Source organism: Thermoplasmata archaeon (genome assembly GCA_038874435.1).
In the GTDB taxonomy this organism is placed as follows: domain Archaea; phylum Thermoplasmatota; class Thermoplasmata; order Lutacidiplasmatales; family SKW197; genus SKW197.
This window is the reverse complement of sequence record JAVZCK010000036.1, coordinates 1-10,144: the sequence shown is the minus strand read 5'-3', so window position 1 is coordinate 10,144 and position 10,144 is coordinate 1. Positions and strand designations below refer to the sequence as shown.

Here is a 10,144-nt window from a genome sequence, read left to right as displayed (position 1 = left end):
GGAGTTATCCAAAGTTTATGTTGTGACCGTAGGGGAGCAGAACTTTGTGAATGAAGTGACAAAATCCACGAGAAAACTGCTTAATGAGCTGGAAATACATATTACTCAAAACTTGGGAAGTTAGTGAATACCACGGAAATGACCAAGGAAACCTTATATACCACTAAATCCTACATTAATGTAGGAGGATGTCAGATGGCTGGAGAGGAATGGTACTGGAACGGTTGGAGGGTCGCAAAGAAGGAGAAGAAAGAGAAAAAGAAATAGACCAAGCACGCTGAGAAATGCCCTTAAATACTTTCATGATATTCTTCCCTCGGTTCTCATGAATCCTGTAGTAACCTGGGAGTACGGAGGCACAATAGAGAGGATAAAGATTTCGAAAGATGGAAAAAAAGTGTGTTTTTCTGATGGCTCAGCGCTAAACATTGCCCAGACAGATAAAGGTGGCATATACAAACTTCCAATTTCAGGCAGATTTTTGTTTAATCTCTCACCTGATGGAAATTTTGTGATCGTTGCAACACAAGATGCTATTATCAGAATGTACAGTGAAACATTAAGCCTTCTCTATGAGGGAAAACTCCCAGTACCTGCTACAAGCATCTATATCTCGACAGATTCTTCAAAAATTGCAGTGCTCTGTGGAAGGTTTGTTTATTTGCTTGATTCAAAATTGAAACTCGTGTGGAGTCAGACCCTTCCTGTAAGTGGTGTAAAGATAAAACTAGACAATGCTGGCTATCATCTTGCATGTGTAGATTCTGGGAATTTGCTCACTCTCTACGATGCAAGTGGAAAAATATGCTTTGCTAGGATGTTCAACTCAAAAATCACAAATCTCTCCCTTGCAAGTGCCTCGGAACACATACTCGTCTCCACACTTGATGACAGAGTGTTTCTCATGGATGCAAAAGGAAATGTCCTCAATGACCCCAGATTTGGAGCTAGGATAAAATTTGCAAAAATTTCTACAGATGGCACAAAACTCCTTATATGTTTTCCACATGAAATTCATTTTTATACTCGCGAATTTACACCAACCCAGAAATTCGTGTACGGAAACGAACTTCAGTACTTTGATGCTTCAGATAATCTTGGTATCGTGAGCGGCGCTTCTAGAAACGGAAAAATTTCGGCTTTTCACAATGAGGGAATATTCTGGCAAAGCACCCTTTCTGTAGGAGTGGATGGCGTCCTGGTCTCACCTACGGGAGAGCATGCATTTGTTTATTCCAAAGATAAGATTATAAAATTCGACAATTTTCAATCTATTCAGTATCATATAAATGCAGCCACTAAGCGCTTTGAAGTACTGAGAGGATATGGATATAAGCTTGGTGATGCAGAGAATCTTCTGAAGCAGGCAATCAGCAGATTTGCAGCAGGGGATTATGGCACATGTCTCAGAATGCTCGAAAACCTTGAAAAAAGCATCCATATGCAGCGAAACCAAAGCAAGCCACGTCTGAGCATGCTTGCAGTTACAAACGAAAATTTCAGAATAAACGATTGGACAAAGGTGCTTCTCTACATTATGAATACTGGGAATGCACATTGCGCTGATTTGCGTGTAGAATACTCTCAGAATATTCTTATGAAAATTAAGCCATTACCTTTATTGCTCACGGGTGAACTTGTAAAACAGGTTATTGGAATCAAGCCCCTTTTTTCTGGCATGCAGAAGATAAATGTAAAATTTAAATACTGGAATTTTGAGGGCAGAGAATTTGTAGAGGATGCTGTATTTGAATTATCTTCAGGAGACAAGGCAGAGCAGTATGACAAGCCAGTTGCCGTGTTGAAGCATGGAAACTGGGAAGCCGTGTTTAAAAAAGCACAAGAACCTGCGCCCCAAATCCAAACTAGATGTCCAAGTTGCAATAAAAATGTGATGCCAGAATGGGTAGCATGTCCCTACTGCATGACAAGGTTAAAAAGGTGGTAAAGTTTAAAATTTACCTATCTGGCAGACCTGACATACTGTGCAGGATTGAAGGCCAGGCAATTTCTTAACCTTCTCAAACACAATTTTCTGGAGTTCTTTTATATTTTTAGCTTCTATCTTCACCACAATGTCGTATTTTCCGTAAACTTCGTAGATATCCTTTACATTCTTAATACTACTCAGCATCGCAGGCAGCTTGTGTTCTGATTTTGGCGTTGTTTTTATCAGAAGATATGCCAGCATTCTTCAATCTTCCTCTTCTTCCTCTTCTTCCTCTTCCTTGTTCTTCCCTTTCTCAACAAAGCTAATCTTCTTTGGGAAGTACTTCAGAATTATCACATCGCCAATTGCCTGTACCCACCTGTAGGGAAATGCAACACCTCTTGAGCCCTTCACAAGCACTGGGTTTGTCTCCGCAAGAAACAAACCATCAATTTTAGCACCCTCTACATCTACTACCACATTGTTCACATTTCCAAGCAGAATTCCATCTGGCGTGTAAACGGGCAGCCCGATTATATCTGTCATTTCCAACAGCATGTTAATCCCATAAGGCATATAAACAAGGTTTATTTTATACTTTTTGCTTGAGGTGCCACTGTAGCTCAGCGGTAGAGCAACTGATTCGTAATCAGTAGGCCGAGGGTTCGATCCCCTCCAGTGGCTTTGTTTTTGAAACTCACATTGTTTTATTCTTCTTGCGAACTTACCATGGTGTATTATCACCACACATCGTGAACACCAAGACGCCTGATATAACAGTTCACGAAGTTTGGTGAGGAAAAGAAAAAATCAGTGGACCTTATGGCGCCTGTAGGTGATCAACATGCCCATAAGGCCCAAATTAGTCAATGGAAAAGTAGTAAGATAAAAAGAACGAAAGAAATTGTTTTAAGCTCGCAGATTTCAAATCTACGGATGAGTTGCTCTCTCCTGCAGGCGTTCAGGAGGGCCATTGATAGTACAAACAAACATCGACATAAACACCAAATCTCTAAAACACTCTTGCTTTTCTTTTCTTTCTTCGCCTCAAATACAGGTAAAGCCCAGTAGTTATTATTGCCACCATCAGTCCAATTCCAAGAACATAGTACAACAGATAGGATTTTACATGCATAAAAAACACGCGCTGGCTTATGTGGTTTCCTGCAATATCCTTTGCTTCATTTCTAAGGATAATCTTGTAAGTTGCTCCTTCTTCCAGTTTGCCATCTGGGACAAAAACCAAGGTTCTATTGTCAAGCCAGTAAAATTTACCAGCAACATATGGCTGAATCACGAAACTTTTTTCCACCGAGTCCTTGTCCATGTCCTCTTTAAACCTTATTTCTATCCATGTGCTTGGCTCAGCAACTTCTGGTGAGAAACATTCAACCTCGGGGCTCAGTGCATCTATTCCAAACCAATTAGAATACTTTATCGCTGAGTTATTGGCTGCATCCCAAACCTCTAGGCGAAGAACGCAATTATTAGAATTAACTGCTGGCACTACCCATGGAAGTTCTGTTGTTGTGATGTTCTCCGCTATTACCTCAAAATTTTCTCCATCCGAGGAAAACGAAAGTGTAGCTCTAACTGGCTCTGAAACATACCATTTAAGCAGTGTTCTTGCATTCCCTGCAAAAACTGGCTCAACAGTAAAATCGTAAATCGCAGGTGGGATTGTGTCCAGATAAATACTCCTTTTCGTGATGTTGATATTGCCTCCAATGTCAACCACTTTACAATAAATTGTGTGCCAACCCTCTCCATTCTCAATTACCCAAATTTTCTCTGAGATGAATTCCTCGGCTGCAGTCCAGTTAAATCCATCATTACTGAATGAAATCCCCTCAATTTTCATGTTATCCATTGCGTTTATTGAAATCAGGACTTGAGGACTATTTGTCGTTGTGGAGTTGTTATTAAGATAAATTTCAACAGATGGTTCGTGCCAGTCCAAAATCAGAGTGCAGTTTTGCACTGCTTCCTGGTTTTCTGCTGCATCTTTGCTGTAAAACAGAACCCACCAAATTCCTTCACTAAGATTAAAGGAGCCATTGTAAATTCCAGAAAAATGCAGCATCGGCACTCCTGTTGTGTTGTTGAATACCCAGAAGAATGTCTGGACAACACCTGAAATTGTGTCATTGGCAATGAGGGAGATTACGGCATCGGTATTGCTATGGTCACAGAATAGCTTAGTTGTTGGTGGTGTAGTATCCACTTTCACTTCAATTCTCTTTTCCATCTCCATGTTCCCGGCAGCATCCACTGCAAAAAATGCAATCTTATGGACGCCCTCTGTCTCAATTTTCAATTCCGCAACTGAACCATTCACAAATGTGTAGTTACTCTCGTTAAGAGAATAGTAAATTCCAAGAATGCCTGAATGTTTGTCCCAACCAGTTAGATTTAATGTGACTGGAAGCATAGAATACCATCCGTTATGGGCATCACACGAGGTAAATGGTGATGCAAGGTCTAGCTTTATATCTAAGATACTCCGCAACCCAAAATTACCGGCATTGTCCACACTGTAATATTCAATCGTGTAAACACCACTACTGTTAAACTTCAGGGGTGCTACATACTCCTGTTCAGGTGTCCAGATTGCCCCATCAAAAACTCTATACATTATCTTTGAAATCCCTGACATGTTGTCGCTGGCAGCAATCTTCACACTCACAATGGAAATGTACCATCCATTTTCTCCCTCAGTGCCATCCACACTTACGCATGCTTCAGGAGCAATAGTGTCCTTCAGGAAATACACAATCGCATTCTCCTTGTTCCCTGCAGCATCCTCTACCTCAATGAAAATTTGATTGGAACCCTCTTCCATCTCATTCCAACTTACTGCCCAGTTCTGGGTATATTCAGAAAAGGCCCCCTGAAAGAGCACATGCCAGTTCCCATTTGCCTTTCGCCATTTTGCAACGCTAAGGGGTGCGTTTCCATCAGCATAAAAGTCCACATCAATTACACTACCAGGGCTTGCGGAATACCAGCCATAAACATACTGGTTACAGACAATTTTTGGCACACCTGAATCCACTTCAAATGTGGCAATCTGGGAATACTGGCCCCAGTTCCCTGCATTGTCCTCTGCTTGCACACGCCAGTAGTATTTGCCATCAGAAAGCATGGGCGCATGGTAAATTGTGTCCGAATTCCCTGTTGAGCCAGCAATGTAGGTATCCACAGTAGATACCAAAAAGTTTTGGTCTGTTGAAATTTGAATGTGATACCAACCAGAGAGCCCTGAGATGTAATCCACTGCTCTCCATGAGAGCACGATGTTCTCAGAATTGAAGTATGCTGGAGGCATCGGAGATGTCTGGGTTATAATAGGACCTGTTGCATCCTGTGTGGAATTTACAATTGCAGAGTATGAACCAGTGTTACCGAGGGCATCACGGGCACGGACACGATAATAGTATGTATAACCATCACTGAGCCCTGTAAATGTGTAGGAAGTTGAGTAGATCCATCCAGAACTTGCCACCCACGAGAATGTAGGAGTGCTGGAACATTCTACATTGTAAGCGACACCTCCAGAAATTGCATCACTAACAGGATTCCATGATACAGTATTTGCGTAGCCCGGTGTATATCGAGGTTCTTGATAAAATGCAGGCGTGGGTGGTGGGCTCTTGTCAAGGTAAATTGTATCTGAACATGTTGCTGTTAGACTGCTCTTATCCCTCACCTGTGCATAAACTTGCTTTTGACCATCTCCACTGGTAAGCGTCCACGGCATGCTCTGGGCAATGGACTGCCAGTTACTCCATGTAATTCCATCGTTAGAGAAGCGTACCACATCAATACCAGAGGTTGCATCTGTAGCCGAAACCTGTAGCCAGACATTCTCTGTATTTGTAAAATCTGTGTTATTGTTTATTGTAAGGCTGCACATGGGCGGCACTGTGTCCAGCACGATTGTATCAGAGCAAATAAATGCATTGCCTGCGTTATCCAATAATTTCATATAAACATACTTTGTTCCATCGCCTGCATCAAGGGTCCAACCCTTCTGAGCCACTGGTGCTTCCCAGGCAGACCATACAACGCCATCGTTTGAGAAACACATCTTGCTCACGCCAGTACCAGCATCGGTGTAAGTAAGGGAGAGCGAAACTGCAATGGTGTTTGTGTATTGGGCACCAGAATTTATAGTTATAGTTCCAGATGGAGGTGTGGTATCAATGGTAAATTGGATGGCATCACTATAACCGCTCCACAAACCCTCAGAATCCCTTGTAGCCACACGCCAGTAAAATGTGCCATCAGGAATGCTCGTACTTGTCCATAACTGGGCAGAGGACTGTATAACCCCTGTGTCAAGAAAAACTGGATTAAAGCTGGGATTCTGACTCACCTGAATACGGAAAGCACTTTGAAAATCGTTGTCTAAGTCGTTGAACTGCCAGGTGAAGGTAAGTGTAGAATTCTGCTGGATCCCAGAAGGTGTTTTTGCCACTGGTTTGTCCGGGGGACGATTGAAGGATATAGAGAGAGCATCAAGCCATGGGGAGAAAATCCCATTTTCCGGCTGAAAGTAAACTCTTACTTTGATGTATCGCCCGCTCCCACTTACTGGCTGACCGTATCCATTTTCATAGAATGTGCTTGGCGTTCCATCCGGTCCAACAAAATTCCATGTGGCATTGTCATTGTTTAAAGCTACCTGACATTTAATGTTTCCATGTTCCTGCAGAGGTGGAGCCCACTTGAGATAAAAGTTCGTTGTTCCCTGTCTCAGTGTATCAACAGATTGTGTTGTAAATGTGCCTGTAGTGTAGGAAGGAAAGAACTGGTTCAGAGATTGCTCGCCCCCGTTAAAACCACCGAGGACAAGTACCTGGGACTGTGAGGAGGCGATGCCAGAGAATGCCACAGCAAAAATCTGGCTTGTGAGTGTGAGTTGTTGCCATGTGGTTGTGGATAGAGAAAATCTCCAGGTATCTGAGAAAATCGAAGCCCCATTTGTGCCACCAGCAACTATTAGATTACCTGATAAATAAGCCATGATATGTCCATATCTTGCCTGCGGTACTGAGGTAAGCAATGTCCAGCGATTCGCGGTATAGTTGTATTCATAAAAGTCAGAAAGAGAGCCCGTATTTCCCAGACCGCCGAAAAGATAGAGTTTGGCATTGGTTTCTGCATAGGCAGTTGCATGGAAGTACCTGATAGAGGGAGGAGTAAGTGGGTTTCTATTCACCCATGTTTTCGTTTGAGGGTTGAATTCCCAGAGGTCGTTCAAAAGCACAGTGGAATTGTTGCCACCAAACAGCAGGAGCTTGCCACTGCTTTGATGGTAGGTGAGGGTTGCACCATACCTCTGTGTCGGGGCTGGAGAAGTGGTAATTTTTGTCCAGATGTCTGCAGAGATGTTGTAAGCCCAGAAGTCATCAAACACCGTGGTCCCGTTTCTTCCACCAAACACATAAACCATTCCATCTGATGGAGAGTAGGCAATTGCCGAGAATGCCCGTGGTGGAGGAGCATTAACACCTGATTTCTTTGTCCATTCACCGTTCGTAAACACCCATGTATCGTTGAAAAAGGTGTTCCCGTTGTTTCCTCCAAAGGCAACGAAAACCTGAGCGGCGAATGCAAGAGCCGCACCTTGCCTTGCGGCTGGCTGAAGCGAAAAATTCACCTTTGCCCAGGCATCCACCAGTCCCATTTTAACACCTGCACTACTTCCACTACCAGAAATGCTCAGATTCACAAGGGTGCCCTGAGCAAAATCTGTATTAGTATCCCAGATAATTGTGGTCTCTCCACCTGCCATCTTGGAAGAAGGCAGCATAAGAAGGAGACACACAGCAATCATCCAAAGCCCTCGAATCATTCTCATGGTTTCACTGCAACAAGATAGACAATCGGGTTTATATGGGTTGCTGAAAGGTTTTTCCTCGTGTGAACAAAACAAATATCAACAAAAAAGGTTATCTACCCATTATATAATCGCCCTTGGGCATGCTTAAAATATGCATCGTGGGCACACCTCCAAAAGCAGAGCAATACTATCAGGTTTTTAAAGAGATGGCAGAGGTTGTAGCCATTGTTGAAAATGACTTTGATTATGCAAGAAAGTTTGTAGAGACCTATCATTTACCTGTTTATCCCACATACAGAGATGCTTTGCGAGAAGTGAACTTTGATGCTGCTCTAGTTTTGGTTCCACCAACGATTAGATACCGCGTGCTCCAGGAAATAATTTCAGATGGCCGACATGCACTGGTGGATGCCCCACTCACAGACAACCTTGAAACTGCAATAAGAATCTGCAATTTAGCAGAATACCAAGGTGTTCTGCTCTCAGTTGCTCATCTGAAACGATTCAACCCTGCAGTGTTGAAAGCGAAGGAACTCATCGATGCTGGAGAAACGGGCAGGTTGCTCTCCATTCATTCGACAATACTCACACCAGGTAGATTCCCTGATGCTCTAGATGCTTTTGCACCTGAGGAACTCGATGTATTCAGATTCATTGCTGGTGTAGATATAGGGAGAATCTCAGTCATTGTTGCCCAATACGGAAGGATTGCTACCGCTTCACTCCATTTCATTAATGATGTAGCTGGAGTTATGCACTTAGGCTGTCAAAGTGCTACATCTATTGAAGAACTTTTCATCAACTGTGAGGCAGCATCTCTCCTTGTGGATTACAAGAACCAAGATGTTTTTAAGGTCTTATCCGTTTCCTCAGATGTTGATAGAGAACTCGAGCTTCCAGATGAGCTAAAAAAGGAGAAGTACGAGATACAAAAGGAGAACCCTGTAAAGCTGATTGCTAGGAACTTTGTAGATGCATTGACAAAGGGCGTGCGTCCTCTAATAACTGGCTATGAATCTGTAAGAGCAATGGAAGCATATCTCGCAGCCAGACACGCTGCGAACACTGGCGCCCTTGTAAGATTGCGGTAACATGTGGGAAAAGGCATACAGAAGTGGGTTAAGATTTGGTGGCCTTGCAGATGTGAACTGGCTTCTTGCGTTCCTTCACCCGAAAATGCGCGTGCTTGAAATCGGATGCGGGAATGGAAAAACTTATCTGGCTCTGAGAAAACACGGAATTTTAGTTACTGGCATTGACATTTCACCAGAAGCACTGGAGCTTTTATCCCAGAATGCTATGATGCTCGGTATTGAACCAACTGTGGAACAAGGAGATGCAAGAAGACTGCAATTTCTAGATGGGAGTTTTGATGCTGTCATTGGAATTCATTTGCTTGATGCCATGGAAACTGAGACAGACATAATGGCTGTGGTTTCTGAGGTGTCCAGGGTTTTGAAGGAAAATGGCCTGTTTTTGTGTGAGGTATTCTGCGTGGAGGACTTCAGAAACGGAAGAGGAAAAAAAGTGTATGAAAATACCTATATGCGTGGAGGTGTGCTCACCACTTATTTTGAGGAAAAGAAGCTAATTGAGTTTCTCTCAGATTTATTTGAGGTGGAGATTTGGCATCACAGGATGCAGAGAAGCTATGGTCTAAGGTGTTCCCTCCGTGCTCGCTGTGTCAAAAAGAGCTAATCATGGACTGCAATTGATGTAGTGCACACAATCTCTGGCTTCTGGGGATGGAAAGCAGAGATCCGCACAATGTCGTTGTGCACATTCATTGGAAGAAGGGGAGTAACATTAAACTGGACTTTGCCATTTTCATCACTTATTTTGGTTTCGTCAATACTGGCGCCTTCAATGTGTACCCTTACTTCCTTCAATGGCCTGTTCTTGAAATCATAGCAGGTGACATTTATCAGATAATCCTTCCCAATTCGCATTTCCTTAACATCACATTCGATTCTTCCAAGCTCAATTCGGCTGTCGTATATCAGGTAAACTGCAGCACCACAGGCAATAAGGCCTATGGCCAGGAAAATTGCAAGCATGAATTTCGGAAGGAGTAATCTGGGCGGTGGACCTTTATATGGGGAGATTACATGATGGGGAGATGTGTATTTTCTCTGAAGTGGTCTTCTCTGCGGTCTTAATACCACTCCCCCGGGTGGCTCATACATGCATAACCATATGGATGTGTGGTATATCTACATTTGCTTTTTCAATCCCAGTACCTCACTAACTTCCCAAAGATTGTGTAATAGGCACAATGAGATTTTGATACCTCAGGAGTAAATCCGTCTTGCCAGTATGCAATTTTCCATGAGCGCACCGAAAGTTTTATTAATCCCTTTGATATT

8 protein-coding genes and 1 tRNA gene are annotated in these 10,144 nt (G+C 42.9%); 5 read left to right on the top strand and 4 right to left on the bottom strand.

The features are described 5' to 3' along the window. The first annotated feature begins 138 nt into the window (after positions 1–138). Together QXD64_08720 and QXD64_08715 are read left to right on the top strand one after the other, a co-directional pair. Entirely contained in the window at positions 139–267 is a 129-nt protein-coding gene (locus QXD64_08720) for a hypothetical protein (protein MEM3397389.1), read from the top strand. Between the two features lie 58 nt (positions 268–325). After that, positions 326–1,948 carry a hypothetical protein gene (locus QXD64_08715; GenBank protein ID MEM3397388.1) on the top strand — a complete coding sequence of 541 codons (1,623 nt, stop codon included), beginning with the start codon at positions 326–328 and terminating at the stop codon, positions 1,946–1,948. Positions 1,949–1,951: 3 nt separating this feature from the next. On the opposite strand, the gene QXD64_08710 is transcribed toward QXD64_08715, so the two are convergent. Next, the gene (locus tag QXD64_08710) at positions 1,952–2,191 is read right to left on the bottom strand and encodes an Lrp/AsnC ligand binding domain-containing protein (GenBank protein MEM3397387.1); all 240 of its coding nucleotides are present in this window, start codon (positions 2,189–2,191) and stop codon (positions 1,952–1,954) included. A gap of 3 nt (positions 2,192–2,194) precedes the next feature. Beyond that, on the bottom strand, positions 2,195–2,476 hold the full coding sequence (locus tag QXD64_08705; GenBank protein MEM3397386.1) for a PRC-barrel domain-containing protein: 282 nt from the start codon (positions 2,474–2,476) through the stop codon (positions 2,195–2,197). 66 nt (positions 2,477–2,542) lie between these two features. Here QXD64_08705 and QXD64_08700 point away from each other — a divergent pair. After that, a tRNA-Thr gene (locus QXD64_08700) sits at positions 2,543–2,614 on the top strand. A 328-nt stretch (positions 2,615–2,942) separates the two neighbouring features. Here QXD64_08700 and QXD64_08695 read toward each other — a convergent pair. Continuing rightward, entirely contained in the window at positions 2,943–7,796 is a 4,854-nt protein-coding gene (locus QXD64_08695) for a kelch repeat-containing protein (GenBank protein ID MEM3397385.1), read from the bottom strand. Positions 7,797–7,918: 122 nt separating this feature from the next. Between QXD64_08695 and QXD64_08690 the strand changes: the two genes are divergently transcribed. Both QXD64_08690 and QXD64_08685 read left to right on the top strand, forming a co-directional pair. Next, positions 7,919–8,869 carry a Gfo/Idh/MocA family oxidoreductase gene (locus QXD64_08690; protein MEM3397384.1) on the top strand — a complete coding sequence of 317 codons (951 nt, stop codon included), beginning with the start codon at positions 7,919–7,921 and terminating at the stop codon, positions 8,867–8,869. Position 8,870: 1 nt separating this feature from the next. Further along, positions 8,871–9,476, top strand: coding sequence for a class I SAM-dependent methyltransferase (locus QXD64_08685; GenBank protein ID MEM3397383.1), 606 nt, complete (start codon positions 8,871–8,873; stop codon positions 9,474–9,476). Here QXD64_08685 and QXD64_08680 read toward each other — a convergent pair. Next, positions 9,473–9,964: a hypothetical protein gene (locus QXD64_08680; GenBank protein MEM3397382.1), complete on the bottom strand. Its 492-nt coding sequence runs from the start codon at positions 9,962–9,964 to the stop codon at positions 9,473–9,475. The genes QXD64_08685 and QXD64_08680 overlap by 4 nt on opposite strands. Between the last annotated feature and the right edge of the window lie 180 nt (positions 9,965–10,144).